Raw genomic sequence first — 19,788 nt, 5'->3', positions numbered from 1 at the left:
CTGTCTCATCGGATGATCAACGATCTTAGGGGGAACTATTGATCAAATTCACGGCTTCCTTCCCGTGCAGAAACTTGGACTCACAAAGGTGGGTTCAACATGTGCGCTCGAATGGCAGCGGCAAAGGCTTGAGACCACCTCATGGATGGCCCACGAGGAGTCTCACGTCGTGATGCCGCGGGCCATATCGGCGCAACCAGCAGTGCGCGTAAACCCTTGCCAATCACTACCCTTCGACAGAACGAGACAGAGTGACCGCATACGAAGACGTACTCGATTGGATTGCCACCCGACCCTGGTGGCAGCAACGCGCACTGGCTCGCATCGCGAGCGGTGAGGAGATCGGTGAGAACGAGTACGAGGAGATCGCTAGGAGTTTGTTCGAGAAGCCACCCGCTGCTCCGGAAGGGGGCTGGCTGGCATCTGTCACCGCCCCGCAGGGCGCCGATGAAGAGCCGGTGCGGATCGCCTCCGTCAAAGGTGTGGCAAACGTTAATCGACTCGCAGACAACCAGGAGCTCACGTTCGCACCTGAGGGACTGACTGTCGTGTACGGGAACAACGGCAGCGGGAAGTCCGGGTACGCCCGTATTCTGCAATCCATGGTGCGCGCCCGCCACCGGGCGGACATCCTCCCTGATGTCTTCGCTGAGTCTCCAGGTGCGCAGTCGGGCGAGGTGACATTCCTCATCGGGGAGACTGAACACACCTCATCACTCGGGGCCACCGCCGATCCCGCTCTCGGGCGCGTCGCCCTCTATGACGAGCACTGCGGAGACACGTACCTCAATTCGGAAGCTGAGATCTCCTACCGGCCTTCGGCGGTTCAGCTTCTTGACGACCTATCCACAATGACCGCAGGCGTGCGTCGTGTTATCGATGGGTGGAAGACTGAGAAGAGCACGCCTGGAAATCTCCCCGTCGTCGCCGATTCGGGCTCGGCTGCGGCGTTTCTCCGCGCTCTCACGGCCAAGACGAGCGACGAAGAGATCACTACGGCTACATCTTGCCCTCACGACATTGATCAGAAGCTGAACGATCAGGTCGAGGAAGTGGCTCGGCTTCGGACTGCTGATCCCGTGCAGGAGAAGCAAAAGCTGAACCGCACTGCCGATGCGTTCGCTCTGGTCTCCGAACACCTGTCCGGTCTCAACCGCTCGTTCGGTCCCGCGGTGCACCAAAAGCTAAGTGAACTGCGTAAGAGTGCGAAGGTGGCCCAGGAAGCGGCGGACGCTGCGTCTGTGACCACTTTCGGAGATGAGCCGCTCGCTGGCATCGGGTCGCCGGTGTGGAAAGTGCTGTGGCAAGCAGCGGAGAAGTATTCCCTCGTCGTGTACCCGGGGCATGACTTCCCTCACGCCGAGGACGGAGCAGTCTGCGTCTTGTGTCAGCAGTCCCTCGACGGCGCAGGAGCGGGGCGGCTCAAGCGTTTTCATGCGTTCGTCTCAGATACGACCGCCAAGGATGCCGAGACGGCCAAAAAAGACCTCGAAATGTTCCTCGCGGCTTTCACCCGTCAGCCGGTCGAGAGCCAGCCGATGGCGGTCGCGATCGCGACGATTGAGCAGTCAGAACCGGGCTTCGCCGCGCGCGTTCAGTCGCTGCTCGATGCTTTCCGCGCACGCCAAGCAGCAATGATCGCCAATGAACAGCCGGCTGACTTAAGTGTCACCGCGGAGATCACCGCGCATGCTGCCCGAGCGAACGGTCTCCGCGACCACGCCAGCTCGATCGATGCCGCAGATTTCGCCGGACGTCTCGCCCAAGCCCAGACCGAAGAGAGCCGCCTGCGCGACCACATTTCGATGCGCGATGGGAGGACCCAGATCGAGTCGGAGCGCGCCCGACTGCGCACGTTGACGGTACTTATTGACAAGTTCTCCGAGACCAACACGCGCTCCATCACCGACAAGGTGGGCGAGTTGACGAAAAAGTACGTGACCGAAGAAGCCCGAGACCGATTCACCCGCGAAACGGACCGACTCGGACTGGAGCGGGTCACTTTCAAGGCAACCAGGTCGCGCCAAGGGATGGGGCTGCTCCACAAGGCTGACTTTTTGAACGCACGGGCAGGCGCGCGCCTCGGCGACGTCCTCTCCGAAGGCGAGCAGACGGCACTCGGCTTCGCCGGATTCCTGACCGAAGTGCACTTCGATACGAGCAAGTCAGCGTTGGTGTTCGACGACCCTGTCTCCTCGCTCGACCATATGCGACGCGAGGCCGTCGCTAACCGAATCATCGATCTGGCAGGGGAGCGGCAGGTCATCGTCTTTACGCACGACATCGCTTTCACGATGGTCCTTCGCAAGACTGCGGAAGCGGCGGACGTCCCCTTTGCGACTCGCGGCATCGAACGTAAGCGCAAGATCGGCCCGGGATTCACCACCCTCAAGCACCCCTGGACGGCGCAGGATGCCGCGCAACGCGTGAACACTCTGCGGCAAGAGGTCGCTTCGCTGCGACGCGCCGAGGCCGGCATGTCCGACCAGGAGTACCAGCGAGCCACCGAGGAGATCGCGGGCCATATGTCCCAGACCTGGGAACGCATCATCAGCCAGGTGCTGGCCGAACCGCTTGTGGATTATCGAGCCCTAGAAGTTCGTGTCGGAAAGCTCAGGGTCATAGGTCGAGTCACTCCTGACGACGTTAAAACATACGACGATTCGTACACCAAGATCTCTGGGTGGGCTTCTCGGCACGATCCCCACCCGGAGTTGAACTACACGCCGCCATCCGTCGACACGCTCACCGAGGAGATCGAGGTGCTCGATACATGGCTGAAGAGCGTGAAGAAGTACCAATCGAGCTGACCCAGCGTCTACTCAGGCCGCTCATCTGGCTTTTGTGCCGATAACACAGCGATCGAAGAGACGTGTGATCGACGAACGGTCAGCTCAGGATTCCGCCCGAACCTCTGGTAGCTGTCGAGAATCTGACTGGGCCGATGGCATCGCCGCACCCCGGAACCGGAACGCTCCGGGCCACCACCATGTTCAGGTGTCGACGGCCATCGTAAGCTCCCCACTGGCGGCCATTTATGGCGCATTTTGTGGCCATGGTTTCTCCCCGCGTACGGCCAGATAGTTCCCCACCTGCTGTGAGTCAGATTCGGTCCCGGCAACGCTGGGTGGATGAAATCGAGCAGGGAGATCATGGAAATTTTGGAGGCGTACGACCTCACGGGTAGTTATCGGGCGGCGGCGGAGCTGGCTGGGTGTGATCACCACACGGTGGCCCGGTATGTGCAGATGCGCGCTGCGGGGCAGCCGCCGGACCGCCGGCGGCATCGAGCGCGGGCGATCGACGACTTTCTGCCGAAGATCGAGGAGTTGGTGGTCCGCTCGCAGGGCAAGGTCCGCGCGGATGTCATCCACGAACGGATCGTCGCGCTGGGGTTCACCGGCGGTGAGCGGACCACGCGCCGGACGGTCGCGGAGGCGAAGGCCCAGTTTCGGGCTGGTCGGCGGCGAGTGTATCGGCCGTGGGTAACCGAACCTGGGCTGTGGTTACAGTACGACTTCGGTGACGGGCCAACGATTTCCGGCCGGAAGACGACGTTGTTCTGCGCATGGTTGGCGTGGTCGCGATTTCGGGTGGTGATCCCGATCTGGGACAAGACATTGCCGACGGTGGCGGCGTGTTTGGATGCGACATTCCGCCGCTTGGGCGGGGTTCCGGTCTATGTCCTCACCGACAACGAGAAGACCGCGACGATCGATCACGTGGCCGGGATCGCGGTCCGCAATCCGGAGATCGTGGAGGTGGCACGGCATTACGGCACGACGCTGCGGACGTGTTTACCTGCTGATCCGGAGTCGAAGGGAGGAAGTGAGGCGACGGTGCGGATCGCCAAAGCCGACCTGTTGCCGAAGGAGGTGAACCTGCGCGAGCAGTATCACTCTTTCGGTGAGCTCGAGTCGGCTTGCCGGCAGTTCTGCACCGACGTCAACACCCGCGTCCACAGCTCTACTCGGCGGCGGCCGGTCGAGCGGCTGGCCGAAGAGTTGCAGCGGCTGCATCCGCTGCCGAAATCTCCGTTCACCGCGGTGTTCGGCACTACCCGGCGGGTGAACTGGGAGTCGACGATCTCGGTGGAAGGGGTGCGGTATTCGGTGCCGCACACGTTGATCGACACTCGGGTCTGGGCCCGCTTCCATGGTGAGGAGCTGATCGTGACCGCCGTCGACAATGATGGCGGTGCAGTCGAAGTCGCGCGGCACCGCCGCGGCCAACCCGGTTCACCGGTCCTCGACAACGACCACTACCCACCCCGCCCAGACCGCGACGCCGCCGACCGGGTGCCCAAGCCTCGTACCGCCGCCGAGCTCGCCTTCCTACAGTTGGGCCAGGGTGCCAACAGCTGGCTGGTCGAGGCTGCCGCCGCGGGAGCGCGCCGCATCAGGGCGAAGATGGCCGAGGCCGTGGACCTTTCGAAGCTGCACTCCCCGGACGCAGTCGACAGAGCGTTGGGGACGGCGGCGATGACCGGCCGGTTCGCCGATCGGGACCTGATCTCGATCCTCGACTACCAAGTCACCCACGAACACGCTGATCCGGTCCGTCGCAGCGAGAACCACACTCTGCAACCGGGCACCGCCGCCTGGTCCACCTTCGGCCAGACACCAGCGCCGGCCAGCCCAGCCACTACTGACGATGAAAGCGATGACGCCTGATGAGCACCCCTTTGCGCACTGTTACCAGCGCTAACGGCGACCCGTTGGCCGAGGCGATCGACCTGACTAAACGCCTGAAACTGCCCCATATCCGCAGGTCCTTGAGCGATATCATCCCGACCGCGAAAGCCCAACGCTGGGACCCCGCCGAAGTCGTGCGGGTTCTCCTCGCTGAGGAAGCCGCCGGCCGGGACCGGGCGAACCTGCACACTCGCCGCAAACGCGCGGGTTTCCCTACCGGCAAGACCTTCGGCGACTGGGACGAAACGAAATCGTCGATTCCCCGCGCCACCCAGGACGCGCTCCGCACCCTGGAGTGGGTCGGGCGGCGTGAATGTTTCTGCGTCTGTGGGCCTTCGGGAACTGGCAAGTCTCACTTCACCGAGGCACTCGGGCAGGCCGCAGTCGAAGCTGGGCTGGCGGTGTCTTGGTTCACCATCGAAGACCTCGGTGCCCTGGTCCGCCGGCACCGTGCCGACGACTCCATCGCCCGAGCCCTGACGAGGATCATCCGCTCCGACCTGATCATCGTCGACGACATCGGTCTGCTCCCGGTCTCTGAAGACGCCGCCGAAGGATTCTATCGCCTCGTCGACGCTGCCTACGAACGCCGAGCGATTGCCGTCTCGAGCAACCTGCACCCCTCCGGCTTCGACGAGATCATGCCCAAAACATTGGCCACCGCCACCGTTGACCGGCTCCTGCACCATGCGCACGTCGTCGTCACCGACGGCGACTCCTTCCGCCTCACCGAAGCCACCACCGGCAAGGGGGTGAAGCCCTTCAGCTAACCCAAATCAGAAAGCGGGTGGGGAAAAACAACTGGCCGCCACCGGGGAGAACCCGTGGCCACCAGCGGGGAGAACTACTGGCCGCCTACGGGGAGAACTTCGTGGCCATTGACATTCAGGAATCGGCAATGCGGGCCACGCTGCGGGGGCGTGCATTGCGGTCCCACAACTCACCTCTCGAAACGGTTACACCGTTCGATTCCTTTCGTAAATAGCAGCATGTGCGGTTATCGGCCGGAGTGTTGACGTTCCGGGCTGCGGCCCTTGGTCGGGCGTCCTTTCCTGGCGACCGGTGGTTTGCCTGTCCCGGTCTGCACCGCTCCTCGGGGATGCTTGGCCTGGTCGAGGTCGGCTGTCATCCGGGCCCCGATCGTTTCCTTGTCCACTCCTCCGGCGTTCATGTCGGCGGCGAGGGCATCGCGCCGTTCAGCTGAGTCGTACTCGGCTTCCGCGGCCACCCGATGAGTGTCTCCGTCTTCGGCGATTTCAGTTTCGGCTGGCGTGCCTTCGCTCTCTGTCGCCGTCTTGTCGAGGTGATCGGCCTCAGCCATCAACTCGGAGGCCTTCACGTTCTCGCGTTCGGAGAGGTCCTGTTCGGCGGTAGCGGCCCGCTTGGCATCTTCGGCTGCCTGGAGCATGTTCTCGATTTCTCGCGGATCGACTCCGGGGGCGCCCGCATCTATTCCGTACCGTGTCTGGACTTCCTTGCGGATGCGATCTGCGGCGTCGGCTGCGGGCTGCGAGTGGTCTTGCCAGCCGCGGGCCTGCTGCCAGCTGTCGGCGATCTGCGCGTGGGTAGCGTCCTCCCACCAGCGGTCCGTCATGACCGGACGTAGCTGTGCCTCGATCGCGCTGCGCTCGGCGACGAGCCGTTCGCGCAGTTCGCGGGCCGCCTGCACGCTTTTGGCTTCGGCGTCGCGGATCTGCCTCTCACGTGCGCGGCCCATCTGCTCTGCGAGACGGGACGCAGACTGCAAACCGACCCGGAACATGCGCGTGAGCTCTTGGTTGACCTCACCGATTTCGTCGTGCTCTGACATTAGTTGTTGCCTTCCTTGTGGGGTGATGCCTCTGTGGGCGTGGGTTCTGGGGAAAGTCGCATGTCGGGGAACATCGACGACGGTGCGGGTTCGATCGGCAAGGGCACGATCGCGAAGTCGCCGCCGGCATGACCGCTGCGGACCGAGCACGCTTTGAACGTGCCCTCTGGATCGAAAAGCTGTGCCATGTGGTGGTCGGCGTGATCGCGCCACCACACACTCATTCCGGTCGAGGGATCCAGGCGCAGCCGCTCCCATGCTCGCCACAGAGCTTCCAATCGGGAGATAGCTTCGGCATGTTTCCACCACTGCGTGCACCAGTTCCTTGACGTCCCCTCGATCACTTCACGTCGATAGACAGGGGCGATGCGTTCGCGCACGAACTCCTCCACCGATCCGAACACCAGTTCCGGTTCTGCCGGCTGCTCCGGCTCCGGTTCCGGATCGGCGAGTGAAATCTCGAGCTGCGCCAGCAACCGGGCCGCCGCCGCGGCTTCGAGTCGCGCGTACAGCTCCGGAGTGAGGATTTCCGCCCACTTCGCTTCGGCGATCGCGTCGGCTTCCTTCTGGATGCGTTTGAGAACTGCCTGGCCGACCATCGCCTCGAGGTTCTTGCTCAGAGGCGCTTCGACGCTCGGTTCATCTCCCCCGCTGAGGGGCGTGTACGCGGATGGGGGTGGATAGTCCGTATCTTCGGGCGGCAGATAGTCAGCCTCGCCCGGATCGAAATCGTCCTCCGGTGGTGGCTCGAACGGCGCGTTCACAGCGACACCGCCTCACGCGCAGCTCCCGCGTGGTCTGGCTTGAGCCATTCGGACAGGCCTTCTTCTGCTTCCGCCAACGTCGCCGGGGCTGCCGGGTCGTGGGCTTCGATTGACGCTCTGATCCGGTCGGCGTGCGGGCCGGCCATCCACGGCGCCGTCCGTACGATCACAGGCCGGTTACCGGAGGAACGTACGATCGCCCGGCCACGTGGCAGTGCTTCGAGTTCGGATTCGGTGAACGTACGAACTTTGGTGCGCTGCTTGGAAGTGGATCGGCCTTGCGAGGAGGCTGTGACCGACCCGGTGATCTCCCAATGGTCACCGATCGCGGTGGACATGTCCCGAAGGAACACCCCGTCATCGACGGCGACACCACCGCCGTAGACCTTGACGTTCGCCGCCGACCACAGTTTCTTCATCCCGCGTTCGCCCCACACCTCCACACCCTGTGACCAGGACTGCAAGATCGCCATGATGATGATTCCGCGTGAACCGTAGTGGCTGTAGAGGCTAGGCAGCTTGGACCAGCGCACGACGTTGGCCACCTCGTCGAGAGGAGCGACGAGAGGAACAGGCAGACGTCCCTTCGGCGAGGTGGTCGCGATTTCTTCGGCTGCGTCGATCACGGCGACGGTCAACGCCGTAACCAGTGGGCCGGCCGAACCGTTGCCCTCGCGGGAAAGGCTGTAGAGCGTGCCTCCGGAACGAACGAATTCACGAGGATCGAAATGCGGCCGCGGATCGGACAAACCGTCCGACGTCACCCAGGGATGAATCGTCCTGATCTTGAGCGAGCGGATCATCTTCTTGGCAGTACCGAACACACCGCCGCGTTGTTTGTCGGGTGCGTTGTACTGCCCGGCCAGGCCGTCCGCCTGCAATCCGTACCCATGTTGGCGAAGGATCTTCACCGCTTCCTGGTTCTGCACGTCCGTGACCCACGTATATGCCTGTGTGATCGGGCGGCGATCGAGTGCCGCAGCCAGGAAGAGTGCCGCCAACAGATCCTTTCCTTCCGGATCGAAGAATGCGTCCGTCTTCGCTTCGAGTCCGTCGTCACCGGAGGCGAAATGATCGGCCAGGTCGGCAGCCCTGACTTCGTCGGTCACCCACGTGAGCGGATTCCACCACCAGCTCGGTTCCTCATTGGCGACCCTCTGCGGATCGAACACCCAGACTTGCGAGCCCATTGCCGCTCGAACGTCGCGGGTCGCGTCGACGACATCGCGCTTGTTCGAGGTGGTCAGGACTGCGCCGGGAGCATCGAGAACTGCGGGGATGACGCGACTGGTCGACTTACCGGTGCGAGGACCCCAAATATCGACGTGCAGGTCCTCCCAGCTGCCGCGCAACATCGGGGCGGACCCGAACACCGGCTTGCTCGGCAGCAACAGGTACCCGAGCTGGATGCCGACAACGTCGTCGGGACGGAGCCGCACCTGCAAGGATTCGGCTTTTGCCCGGCATGCTTGTTCCGTCAACGAAGCGATGTCGCGACCGCGGCCCATGTACTTGGCCAGCTCGTCGACGCGGGTGCTGTCCCGCTTGCGCAGGATCAACAACCACATGCCCACTGCGACCAGCACGATCAACGCCAAGGCGAAGGCAATCGCCACTACGCTCGCGCCGGACTCCCACACGAGATCGCCCTTGATCAAGCCCGCGACCATCGCCATCGGATTGACCGGAACATCCTGCTCGGTGCCGAACTGCATCGCGACGGAGGCGCCGACGACGCCGGCAACCGCGATCCCGGCGCACACACCGAGCACCTCGAACGCCACGTCACCTTGACTGGGATCACGCACAGAACCCTTACTCATGACTGATCTCCGTTACTGTCGACGGCGGCACTGACGGGGGAAGTGAGTATTCGTCGAAACATGGTGGTTACTACCAACTTTCGGATTTACGTGTTGTCCGTCGGTATCTCGACGACGGTGGTCAATGTGACGGCGTAACCGGGCCGCGGCCTGCTTGTCAACGATGTTCCCGTTACTCGAGCGGGGATGACGGTGTGTGAATGGCCTTGTACTGCAACGAAACGGTGTTTCGTTTCGAGGTCGGCGACCAGGTCGTGCATCTTCTGTACCGCACTCTGCAATGCGGCCGACGGCTCACCGACTTCGGTGGCGGTGCTGTAAAGGAAGATATGCGTCATCTACAGGCCTCTGTTCGCGGCGATCAGTCCACGGTTCACTTCGCGTAGCGCTTCGAGTTCGACGCGGAGGGAATGTATTTCGGAATCCGGGGCGCACGGTTGCGGTTTCACGGCGTCCGCGCCTTCCCGCTGCCGCCACCATGCCCGCACGGTGGAGGTGTGGATCCCGGTATCGGCGGAGACACGCTCGATAGTCGCCCACAGAGACGGATACTGAGGGCGCAGCTTGTCGACCAAAATTACTGTGGCACCGCGCACCTCTGCTCCGTAGCGGTTGCCGCGGGTGCTGCGTTTGCCGCTCATGCCGCATTGTCCTTCGCTGTCTGTGCCGCGTATCCGGCATCGGTGGCGTCGACGAACCGACTGTCGGTGTCGTGCCACTGGTATTTCAGTTCCGTGGGGGTCAGGACGGTCTCGAAACGGTGCCCCGGAATGCGTTCGGTGCCCTGTTTGAGCAGGAAAAACCCTCGGCCAGGGGGTGGTCCAGGCTTTTCGAGTTGGGCGTCGTAGCCGGCTGGGGACGACAGCGCGGAGACCCATGCCTTGTCTGCGCGGGTGAACGGAATGATGGAGTCGAGTTTGTCCATCTCGTCCGAGGTCAGGGCTCCCACGATCAACGCTCCAGCGCGTTCGATGAAGCCCTTGGCCTTCATGATGTCGAAGTCCATTTCGAGCGATTCGAGGTCCTTGACGGTGTGGGTGATCATCACCAGCGCCGTTCCGACGGTGCGGGTCAGGCGGGTGAGGGCGTCGACGCGGCTGACCATTCCAGGGCCGGCGAGGACTCGCCAGAATTCGTCGAGCACCGCCAGGAAGAGCAACCGGTCGCGAAGTCCGCAATCGGCGAGGACGTGTGCGGCTTCGATGGCGCCGAATCCGTCCTCCCAGCATGCGGCCATCACCGCAGCTTCGAGCTTGGTGTCACCGTGGCTGAGCGCTGAAATGTCCACGCACACACCGGTCGGTCGATCCTCGCCGGTGAAGTCGATCGGGGTGGTCGTCTGCTGGGAGAACACCTCACCGAGATCGCCGTCGAGCAGCGCGGACAATGTCTCGAGGAGGGATTCGACCTTGGCGAGGTACTTGTCCTTGTCGCGGGTGTACGCCTTGCGCATCAACTCTTCCGGCGGGTTCTCGATCAACGTGAGCAGATCCGAGATCAGCGGCGGGTTGTCGTATCCGAAACGGGGGTCCTTTTCGAGTAGGCGCAGCGCCGCGGTGATGATGTTGCGTTCGGCCTGTGTCAGCGCTGTTCCGCGCTCGATTTCGCACAGCGACTGCATCACTCGCTTGCGGCGTTGGTGAACCTGTTTGATCACTTTCTTCTGCAAGTCGGGGAAGTCCGCGAGCAGCGGAATCACCGACCCGAGAGCTCCGATCGCGAGCGGGTTGAGGTACCCCTCGCCGTGTCCCAGGCGCACGATCTTGCCGCGATCGCCGCAGATGATTTCGATTTCCTTGGTGAAGTCGGGTTTGGTGTCGGCGAACACGAACGGGATGTGACCTTGGGCGATGCCGCCGCTGACGAGTTTGCGGCCCACCGTGGACTTGCCGTTACTTGGGAGGGCGAGCATGAACACGCTGGGGGTGTTCTGTCGGCGTGAACGGTAGGTGGCGGTGATCGGGTCGTAGTGGAACGAGATGCCGTCGGGATCTTTCCCGAGCGGGGTTCCGACCATTGGATAGGTGCTGCCTACCACCCACGGGGAGAGCCCACATGCCTGCACACTGGTGCCGCGGAACTCCGGCGGCTTGGGTACGACGCCCATCTTGCCGCCGCCGTGGCCGGCGAAACCACGGTCGGTGAGTTTGGGGGCGCGGCGCCATTTCGGTTCGGTTCGGGAAGGGTCGCGTGCGAGTTCGGCGGCTTTCGCTGCTGCCTTCTCGTCTGCGATGCGTTGTTTTTCCTCTGCCTGGCGGCGTTTGCGTGCCGCTGCCATCGGATCGCGTAGGGAAGCATTCTGCTTCTTGCGTCCGGGTTCGTACGTGCCGGTCAGGTCTGCGATCCGGCGGCGCAACATCAAACTCATCGTTTTCTCCTGTCGGTGGTGGTCGGCCGGTTCAGGCCTGCAAGGTTTTCGCCGTCGTTGCGTGGTCTTGGAGATAGACCCCGACTCCGACGCCCGAGAGAAATGCCGCTGCCTGGTATCGCCATGAGGGCCGTACTTTCGTCGAGCACCCGGCGACCAGGGATTCGATCGTGTCGGCCTGAATGTCGAGCTGGGCTTCGGTACTTGCCGACGCGGTGACGATCAGCGAGACCGCTGTCGCGCCGGCACCGTTGCCGACCTCGACGCGAGTACGGTCTGCTGCCTTGACCTTGAGGTCTGCGCGGACCGACCCGATACCGCGTTGGGCATTGCGTTCACCGACTGCGTAGACGTAGCCGCTCTCGACTGCGTTCACGGCGTCGGCCGGGGACATCGGCCGGTGAATCAGTGTCACGCGCTTGCGCGGGACGTCGCCGTGACCTTCGAGAAGTGCTTTGAGAATCCGTTCGTTGCGGGCACCGGACGGGGGTGCGTTCATCACCCAGGTCCGCGAGGCCGCGCCTTCGTGGAAGTAGGTGTTTTTGGTTTCCTCGGCCGTCATCGGGCCGGCATCGAGCCAGTCGACGTACATCTCTCCGCTGCGCAGTGACGATTCCACCTCGGCTTCGACAACCGGGCGGGGATCGTATGCGCGGCGCACGACTGCGGAGATTTCGTGATCGGACATCGGGACAGCGGTCACGCGGAATGTGCCGAGGTTCGCGCAGATCGACGGAAGACGTTCTGCTAGATCGGCAATCATCGCCATCGGATCCTTGCGTTTGGCTTCCGTGTTCGCGGTGAAGGTGAGCGCCATGTGGGTGTGCAACTGGATTCCGTGACGTACGCCGGTGCCCGATTCGCGGACCACCGCTTGTGCGAGTTCAGAGGTGCCGGGTTTGCACAGTCGCGTGATTTCCGCGTCTTGCCGCGCGCCTGTCTCTGGGAGGGTTTCGATGATGGTGGCGATCGCTTCGATGTCCGGCGTCTGTCCGCTGAGGTTGATGAACTCGCCCCAGTTGGCGACGTCGAGGTCGACCTGACCCTGTTCGACACCCTTGTATCCGGGCACAGAGCAGCGCAGCCTGATCGTGTACTGATGCAGTTTCGGTAGATGACTCATTCCGAATCGTCGGCCCAGTTTGTCGATTCCCCACCACATTTCGATCGGAGCGCCGATTCCCGGGACTCGGGTTCGGCCTCCGGGCGCGTTCGAGAGAGAACCAGCGCGCAGGATGTGCTGGCCGCGCCGACGCTGCTTGCTCCACCCGGTGAGTTCAGTGGCGAATTCGTACCCTGACTTGCCGCCGATGCGTGCAGCGAGCGGCGCCCAGGTCAGCACCACTACGCCGAGGATCACCGCTCCGGAGATGAAGAACCCGGCGAGCAGTGCAACGATGCCGGCCACGATGCCCGACGCGAAGACGTAGAACATTTTCTTCGACACACCGAACAGGTACGTCGAAGGGGCTTCGTGAAGACCGCCGTAGGTGTTGGGGCGGGCCGGTGCTTCGGTGCTCATAGCTGCTCCTTGAGGATGGAATCAATGAGGTCGAACGGTGCGGTGCGGTGCGCGCTCATCCGGACCGCCCACCTTGCGGCTCGTCCGGAACGTCCGCTCCCCCACTTGCTCCGGAGGCGCTGTCGCCGATCGTCGATGCGACGGCGCCCATAGCGCTGCCGATCCGGTCGGAGACTTCCTGCCCGACGGCGACGGCCGCGCCGACCGGACCAGCGGCCGCGGCCGCGCCGGAAGCTGCACCGCCGGATGCTGCTGCTCCAGATGCGCCACCGGATGCTGCTCCGGACGAACCGCTCGCGGTCGCTGCCCCGGAGGGACCGCTCGATGCAGCTTCCGTGCCGCCGCCCGAGGGCGCCGGTGAGCTCGACCCGGAGGAGGGCGTGCTGGAGCCGGTCGGTTCCGTACTCGGGCCGCCTTGAACGCTCGACGACGAGGAGGACCCGGAATCCTGTTCAGCCGAGGAGGACATCGACTGGATCATCGAAGCGCCCATACTCGCGCCGGTCGCGGCGAGCATGCCGCCCAGCACCGCGCCGCCGTTGCCGCCGGCCATCGAACCCATCGCCGGAACGATCAGTCTCGCCAACGCCGGCATCGTCAGGCACGAGAGTGTCAGCAGGATCATTCCGGCGAAGACACCTTGTGCGTCGGTAGCACCGGCGGCCGAGAGGAAAGCGATCCCGTACACGCTGGAAGCGACGAACGGGAACAGTGCGAACACCACCGCCCAATTCCGTAGCTTCGTCCAGGTCTGCATTCCGGCGCTGCCGATTCCTGATGCGGCGGCCGCGATCGGTGCCCATCCGAGGACGAGGCGCAGCATCGCGATCTGCATCATGATGAACACCGCTTGCACGGCGGTTCCGACGATGCCCAAGATTGCGAAGACGAAAATCAAGCCCGGACCCAGGAGAGGGCCGACTTCGGCGACGGCGAGGAGTTTGTTCGCTGCTTCGTCGATGTTCTCTCCGACCATGGCTTGAACCAGCCACACACCCGCTGCTCGGGAGAGTTCGTCACCGGCGAGGATGAGCGGAACCAGAGTCCAGGACGCGAACACTGTGCGGGTCAACATCATTGCCGTTTCTTCGGCATGTTGCTGTGCCAGACGCGATTTGGCCCAGGCGAGTTTGAGTGCGGAGATCCCGACCGAGATCATGAACGCCGCTATCTGGAATATTCGCAAGAATTGGTGCACTTGCCAGACTGTGTTCTCGGTGTCACTGTTTCCGACCGCGCCGGTGACCGAGTTGGTCATCCACCACGTCAGCATGAAGGTGATGCCCTTTTTCCAGCCGTCGAGGAACACTTCGGCGGCCTTGCCGACGCCCGATTTCCACATCCCGTCGGCGAACTCGCCGGCCGCGTCCTGTGGATTGGCAACAGCAGTGCCCAAGTCGCAGAACCGCTCGAGGAACCCACCGACGACCGGTACGGAATCACCGACGTCGCGGCAACCGGCATACATGTCGTCGTCAGCCGGCGGTTGTCCGGTTTCCGAAGTGCCCGGATCATCTGCCGGGGGCTGGGCATGCCCGAGCGCGACCGGCCCGAAGACCAGCACGGCCAGGAGCAGAGCCGCGATCGCAGACAGACGCTTCACCATTGGGTCCACCCCGTCAGCGAAGTGATCGTCTGCGGCGGAAGCTGGGTGGAAGGGCGACGGATCTTCCAATCACCGTCCTGCCAGACGACCTCGAAGCGAGTGGTGAACCAGGAGCCCGGAGTCTTGTCGCGGGCCGCGACCTCCACGACTGCGAACGAGTTGTCAGCGCTCCAACCGGAAATCTTGAATGCCGCTGGGATGTACTGAGGGGGAAGCTGGCTCCAGTCGATCCACTTCTTCGGCGCCCACGACGCCTTGTTCCCCCGTGTCGAGGGTTCGATCTGGTTGTCGAAGACCGCATCGAGTGATTCCTGGTCGATGACCGTCCGCATGCTGATCTGCCAGGCAGCGAGCGCAGCGCCCTGAGGGGTGCGAGCGAAACCCGTGGCCAATGGGCCATCTACTCGAGTGGGACCGTCGGAGGTCGAGAACGGCAGGATGAACGGACCGACTTGCTGCCACATCAACCCCTCCGGAGCGGGGACCGGGTCACCTTCCTTGAACGAGGGGCGATCTGCCGGCGACTGCGGCAACGCCTGACCACGCGGGTTGACGGGGTTGGCGATCACGCGGCCGAACAGATCCGCCGACGGAACGCCGAATGCAGTGCCGCTGTCGGGTTTTGCTGGTGCCGTCGCGGGCGGCTGGGTGGCAGTGGGGGCGCCGGCGCCGGCGGAATCGTCGTCGCGGGTGACGGCGATGAACACGGCGACGGCCACGACCACCGCGAGAAGCGCGCAGAACACGGCAGCGGCGATCCCGGTCGTGCGGCTGGTCGCCAACCACTCGCCGGTGCGGCGAAGGCGCGATCCTTCTGTGGTCTCGCGGGGTTCGGTGCGGTTACTCACGGGTGGCTCCTGAAAAGTCGGGGGAAGATCAGTCGGCGTAGGAGAAGGCGGTGTATCCGTCGAGCGAGGTCAACGGCACTGGATCGGTGGGCGCAGCTTCGGAGGTCTCGGGCTGCGGATCAGGGAGAGTGATCTTCCAATCGCCGTTTTGCCAGATCAGCGAGGTCGGCGACGCAGACAGTGCAGCGTCCGGCATCCGTGTGGCCAGCCACACCACGGCTTGGTCTGGGCTGTAGTCCTCGATGCGGAATCCGGCGAACTGGGCTGTCTGAGCAGGATCGGCTTCGGTGGTGATGGAGGTCATCACCCGCGCCACGGCGTACGCGTCACGGCCCCGGCCAGGGGCGGTCAGCAGTTGTGCGGTCTGCGCCCAGGTCTCGTCTGGTGCGAGTGCGAGACGGCTCTGGCCCTGAATGGCGGCCATCACCACCCCTTGGGGTGTTCGGCTGTATCCGAACGGGATCTTCGCCGAAACGCTCGTCGGTCCGTCGACTGCGGAGACAGGGACAGCGACACCGCGGTAGCTCTCCCACTGCACCTGCTGCGGCGCTGCGCTGGTGTCGACCGCCGCGGTGCCGGTTCCGGGGTCCTCCTGCGACGATCCGCACGCGGTGGCCACCGACAGCGCGAGAGCTGCGGCGACGAGGGCGCCGACGAGGCGGTAACGGTGAATTGCCATGATTTCCTTCTTTTTCGCAAAGTGAGTAGTGGAATCGAGACGGGCTAGATGAGGAGCCATCCCGCCCACGTGATTGCGGAGGCGGTGACGATGGCGCCGATGGCGATCGCGATCAACCGCCGGATTCCGGGGCCGGTGACTTCGCCGTCGTCGAAGCGGTGCGCGACTTCGACACCGGCGCGCATCGCGGCGACGATCAGACCGGCTGCGACGAACCAGAGGAACACGCCGAGCATCTGCCCGAGCGGGACCAGGACGTCTTCGCCGGGCATCTTGATGCCGCCGCCTGCGGCCAGTATCGAAGTACTCACTCCATGAACCAGGTGACGTACGAGGCGGCGGAGGACGTGATGATCGCGCCGACGGCGACACCGACCACCATCATCTTTTCGCCGCGTCCGGCGGTGCCGTCGGCGAACGACTGGGCGAACTTGACGCCGGCCATCATTCCCAGTCCGATCAGGAAAGCTGTCGCCGCCCACAGGCCGACGCCGAGCAGGACCTGAAACTTGTCGCCTGACGGCGGAGTGGTCATCTGAACGTCGATCACGTCCCCGCCCTGTCCAGGCGAGGGGAAGGGCGCGGGCTGCTGAGCGAGGATGTAGGTGTTGAGGGTGTGGAGTGCGTTCATGAGAAAGTGCCTTTCGAGTTATGTTGCGGAAGAACTGATTTCCTTCACCCGAGCTGCTGCTGCGACTCGGATCTGGTCGTGCAGAGCGATCACCGGGGCGACGGGGTATCTCGTCGGGTCACGCGCCGCTTTCTTGTCGGCCGGCAACGTCGAGGACGGAGACCACTCGGGAAGTTCGCGAGGAGGCATGACCCGCCAGGGCTCGAGCCACGGCACGTCCCAGCAGTGACCGGCCAGCGAGCGCGCCAGCGACTCGACGACGGCCAGACGGTTCCGGACCGGCTTGGACAGTGGGCGATCACTGTCGGCGACGGACACGACGCCGAGGATGTGTGTTCCTTCCGGCGTGCCACCGGCGGCGTGTTGCAGAAGCAGTGAATGAGCACGCTCTACGCCGTGCATCGTCGTGCGAAAAACGAGCACCACCAGCGGTGAGTCCGCGTCCGGTAGGTCACCGATGTATCCGGGCCAGCCGCGCTGGCAGTCCCCCGCGTACGCGAGGGAACGCGTCAGCGAGGAGACTCCGGCACCTCCGGTAGCTCCGAGAAGCCAGACAAGCGGCCGGGCGGGGGTCAGAGCCTCACGTTCGATTGGGCCTTCCCAGATCGGAGCGGATTCATCGGTCCCGGGCATCACAGCCCCCGCGATGCGTGGACCGCTCGGCATCGGAGCACCGCGGCGCGGAACATCGGCATATGCGCTGGTCATCGGACCATCACCGCGCTCACGCGCCACACACCGAGCTTGGTGGCGGTCATGTACGCAGCGAACGGAACCCGATCAATCTCCCGGCCGCCGGCATCGACGGCGGTCACCGTCACTGCCACGACTCGTGAGACCTTTGCGGGCTTGTCCTCGGGGTGATTGTCGGCGGTCACCGTCGCCGTGGCCGTGGCCACCGCGTTCTGCTCACGCCAGGACTCCCATTGGCGACCGGTGATCGGTGCCAAAGCAATGAAGGACGACGCGTTGTCGGTGTAGTACCGCTCGTCGAGCAACGGTGCTGCCCGGTTCGCGGCGTCGATCTGGTTGGTGTCCGCCCCGGGGGTGTACGAGAACAGAGCTTGCGCGGCCGCGACCATCACGGCTTCCGGATCGCTTTGATCGACCGAGGAAAACGGTTCCGGCAGAGTGGGATCGGCGGGAACAGTCAATGATTGGGTGGGGCCGCCCTCATCCATCGGGTGGTCGTGGTCATCGCTGCGCCCGCATCCGACAAGTGCGAGAACAGCGAAGGTCATGGCTGCGAATGCGGTCAACCTCATCGGTCTGCGGTCAGTCCGGTTTGTCATCGTGCCTCCTGCGGTTGCGGTTGTGATGCGCCGAAGCGGCGGACGTGCATTTGTTCTCCCGACATCCCTGACAGCGGAGCGATGGTGACGGTCTGGCCTTCGGTCGGAGCGTGAAGCAACATTTCTTCGCCGTTCTCGAGGCCGTAGTAGATGCCGACGTGGTGCGTGTTCGAGGCGGGGCCGAAGAAGATCAGGTCGCCGGGTTGTTTCTGGTCGATGGGGACTTCTGCGCCGCGTGAGTCGTAGAGCTGTCCGGGATCTGCGGTCGATCCGGTGAAGTGCGGCAGGCTGGTTCGTCCGCCGGATGCCTGGTAGACCGCGTACAGCGTCAGACCTGAGCAGTCGAATCCGCCGCCGGTGGGGCCGTTCGTGTCGCCACCGCCCCAGACGTACGGGGTACCGATCCAGCGCGAGGCAGCCAGGATGATGGCTCGTCCGAACTCGCTGGCCGGACCCTCGCCGCCGCCGCTACCGGGTGCGGGCTGCTGATCGTTGCAGGCAGCGCTGCCGCCGTCGGCGACGGCGATGGCTCCACCAGCTGCGATGGATGCGAGGTCGGCTTCGGACATGTTCGCCCCGGCGCCCTTGAACTTGGCCGCCAACGTGGTGGCGATCGGCTCGTCGTCGGCGTACGCGTCCGGGTACAGCGATCCCTGAACGTTCTGTGCTGCGACGGTAATCGGTAGCGATTCCCACCCGCTCTGCTTGGCCAACGCTTCGTAGAATTTGCGTGATGCAGTGGCAGAGTTCATCAGTTCTTCGAGCGTTCCCCACCACGGGTACTGCTGCTGAAACTGATTGACGGAGCCGTGATCTCGTCCGACAGCATCGTGTGGGAAGTCCAGGGATCGGCCCACGTCCTTCTGATCGGCTTCGAGGCGAGGATCGGTGCCGTCATTGGCGTACATGCGAAAGCCGGATTCCTGGCTTGCGGTTGCGAGCGCGACGACGACGCCGCGATCTGGAATGCCCATGACTTCACCGACCGCGACGATCTGCTTCGCGATCGCCAACTGTCGGCCGTCCAAACCTCCGAACCCGGAACCTTCATCACCCGCATCGCCCGAGCCCGGGGAAGTCGGTGCCGGCGCAGCGGGAGCCTCGCCGGGCTCGGCGGCCTTGTCGATCCATGGCTGCGGATCCACCGCGGTACCGGCGCCGTCGGGTAGACGACCCCCGTCCCACACCTCGAAATGAAGGTGCGGCCCAGTCGAGCCGCCGGCATTGCCGATCGCCCCGATCTGCTGACCGCCGCGGACCTGCTCTCCGGCGCGGACCATCACACCGTCGTCGAACATGTGCCCGTAAACCGAGCTGTATACGTGGCCCTCGATTTCGTGATCGACGATGATCCAGTTCCCGAAGCCGTCAGCGGGACCGGCTTCACGAACGCGGCCGTCGGTGAACGCGTAGATCGGGGTACCGACAGGACCCGCACGGTCGAGTCCCTTGTGTTCGGCGCCCCATCGCGGACCGAACGGAGAGGTGTCCGTTGTTTCGGACGACTTGGTGGGCTTGACCAGCGAACCAGCAGCGGCAACCTGCCCGCCCCCGTTTTCGACGGGAGCGCACTCTTCGTCCTCGGAAACGAGAACGACCACCACGGCCATGATCATCAGAAGGAACGCGACGGCTGCGGCACCGACAACGACGATGGCACCGCCGACGCCTCCGCTGCTGCTGTCATCTGACACGAGATGGTCCCTTCGGTTGGAGTGGGACGTCAGTGCGTCCCGGGGTTTGCTGGGCGG

At 64.0% G+C, this 19,788-nt stretch carries 18 protein-coding genes; 3 read left to right on the top strand and 15 right to left on the bottom strand.

Going from position 1 to position 19,788, the window contains the following annotated elements:
- Positions 1–251 precede the first annotated feature (251 nt).
- The 3 genes from G8767_RS28145 to istB all read left to right on the top strand — a co-directional run bounded on the left by G8767_RS28145 (position 252) and on the right by istB (position 5,464).
- Positions 252–2,810 carry an AAA family ATPase gene (locus G8767_RS28145; protein ID WP_166813065.1) on the top strand — a complete coding sequence of 853 codons (2,559 nt, stop codon included), beginning with the start codon at positions 252–254 and terminating at the stop codon, positions 2,808–2,810.
- Positions 2,811–3,131: 321 nt separating this feature from the next.
- Positions 3,132–4,673: an IS21-like element IS1415 family transposase gene (gene istA / locus G8767_RS28140; protein WP_030538069.1), complete on the top strand. Its 1,542-nt coding sequence runs from the start codon at positions 3,132–3,134 to the stop codon at positions 4,671–4,673.
- Complete coding sequence (gene istB / locus G8767_RS28135) at positions 4,673–5,464, top strand: IS21-like element IS1415 family helper ATPase IstB (RefSeq protein ID WP_003944771.1); 792 nt, start codon at positions 4,673–4,675, stop codon at positions 5,462–5,464. Before istA ends, istB begins: the two co-directional genes overlap by 1 nt.
- A 227-nt stretch (positions 5,465–5,691) precedes the next feature.
- Here istB and G8767_RS28130 read toward each other — a convergent pair whose 3' ends face one another.
- The 15 genes from G8767_RS28130 to G8767_RS28060 form a co-directional block, all read right to left on the bottom strand.
- Complete coding sequence (locus G8767_RS28130; RefSeq protein ID WP_166813063.1) at positions 5,692–6,504, bottom strand: hypothetical protein; 813 nt, start codon at positions 6,502–6,504, stop codon at positions 5,692–5,694.
- Complete coding sequence (locus G8767_RS28125) at positions 6,504–7,268, bottom strand: DUF4913 domain-containing protein (protein ID WP_166813061.1); 765 nt, start codon at positions 7,266–7,268, stop codon at positions 6,504–6,506. Before G8767_RS28125 ends, G8767_RS28130 begins: the two co-directional genes overlap by 1 nt.
- Positions 7,265–9,091, bottom strand: a complete 1,827-nt coding sequence (locus tag G8767_RS28120; protein ID WP_166813059.1) for a type IV secretory system conjugative DNA transfer family protein — start codon at positions 9,089–9,091, stop codon at positions 7,265–7,267. Before G8767_RS28120 ends, G8767_RS28125 begins: the two co-directional genes overlap by 4 nt.
- Before the next feature lie 86 nt (positions 9,092–9,177).
- Positions 9,178–9,429: a hypothetical protein gene (locus tag G8767_RS28115; protein WP_020971509.1), complete on the bottom strand. Its 252-nt coding sequence runs from the start codon at positions 9,427–9,429 to the stop codon at positions 9,178–9,180.
- Positions 9,430–9,732 carry a hypothetical protein gene (locus G8767_RS28110; RefSeq protein ID WP_042953658.1) on the bottom strand — a complete coding sequence of 101 codons (303 nt, stop codon included), beginning with the start codon at positions 9,730–9,732 and terminating at the stop codon, positions 9,430–9,432.
- Positions 9,729–11,459: a hypothetical protein gene (locus G8767_RS28105; protein WP_019750039.1), complete on the bottom strand. Its 1,731-nt coding sequence runs from the start codon at positions 11,457–11,459 to the stop codon at positions 9,729–9,731. Before G8767_RS28105 ends, G8767_RS28110 begins: the two co-directional genes overlap by 4 nt.
- Positions 11,460–11,490: 31 nt before the next feature.
- Positions 11,491–12,981 carry an SCO6880 family protein gene (locus G8767_RS28100; RefSeq protein WP_166813057.1) on the bottom strand — a complete coding sequence of 497 codons (1,491 nt, stop codon included), beginning with the start codon at positions 12,979–12,981 and terminating at the stop codon, positions 11,491–11,493.
- Between the two features lie 55 nt (positions 12,982–13,036).
- The gene (locus G8767_RS28095; RefSeq protein WP_166813055.1) at positions 13,037–14,587 is read right to left on the bottom strand and encodes a hypothetical protein; all 1,551 of its coding nucleotides are present in this window, start codon (positions 14,585–14,587) and stop codon (positions 13,037–13,039) included.
- Positions 14,581–15,435 carry a hypothetical protein gene (locus tag G8767_RS28090; protein ID WP_166813053.1) on the bottom strand — a complete coding sequence of 285 codons (855 nt, stop codon included), beginning with the start codon at positions 15,433–15,435 and terminating at the stop codon, positions 14,581–14,583. The genes G8767_RS28095 and G8767_RS28090 overlap by 7 nt, the downstream gene beginning before the upstream one ends.
- Before the next feature lie 28 nt (positions 15,436–15,463).
- A complete protein-coding gene (locus G8767_RS28085; RefSeq protein ID WP_166813051.1) occupies positions 15,464–16,114 on the bottom strand; it encodes a hypothetical protein in 651 nt (216 codons plus the stop codon).
- 44 nt (positions 16,115–16,158) lie between these two features.
- Entirely contained in the window at positions 16,159–16,425 is a 267-nt protein-coding gene (locus G8767_RS28080) for a hypothetical protein (RefSeq protein ID WP_064075286.1), read from the bottom strand.
- The gene (locus tag G8767_RS28075) at positions 16,422–16,745 is read right to left on the bottom strand and encodes a hypothetical protein (RefSeq protein WP_042925324.1); all 324 of its coding nucleotides are present in this window, start codon (positions 16,743–16,745) and stop codon (positions 16,422–16,424) included. The genes G8767_RS28080 and G8767_RS28075 overlap by 4 nt, the downstream gene beginning before the upstream one ends.
- An 18-nt stretch (positions 16,746–16,763) precedes the next feature.
- The gene (locus tag G8767_RS28070) at positions 16,764–17,453 is read right to left on the bottom strand and encodes a hypothetical protein (RefSeq protein WP_166813049.1); all 690 of its coding nucleotides are present in this window, start codon (positions 17,451–17,453) and stop codon (positions 16,764–16,766) included.
- Positions 17,450–18,037 carry a hypothetical protein gene (locus tag G8767_RS28065; protein ID WP_240952879.1) on the bottom strand — a complete coding sequence of 196 codons (588 nt, stop codon included), beginning with the start codon at positions 18,035–18,037 and terminating at the stop codon, positions 17,450–17,452. The genes G8767_RS28070 and G8767_RS28065 overlap by 4 nt, the downstream gene beginning before the upstream one ends.
- Positions 18,034–19,731: a peptidoglycan DD-metalloendopeptidase family protein gene (locus tag G8767_RS28060; protein WP_298775540.1), complete on the bottom strand. Its 1,698-nt coding sequence runs from the start codon at positions 19,729–19,731 to the stop codon at positions 18,034–18,036. Before G8767_RS28060 ends, G8767_RS28065 begins: the two co-directional genes overlap by 4 nt.
- Positions 19,732–19,788: the final 57 nt, after the last annotated feature.

The sequence above is a fragment of the Rhodococcus sp. IC4_135 genome (genome assembly GCF_011602025.1).
Taxonomy (GTDB): domain Bacteria; phylum Actinomycetota; class Actinomycetes; order Mycobacteriales; family Mycobacteriaceae; genus Rhodococcus_F; species Rhodococcus_F baikonurensis.
The sequence above is the reverse complement of the archived record's forward strand: the minus strand, read 5'-3'. Positions and strand labels throughout refer to the sequence as shown.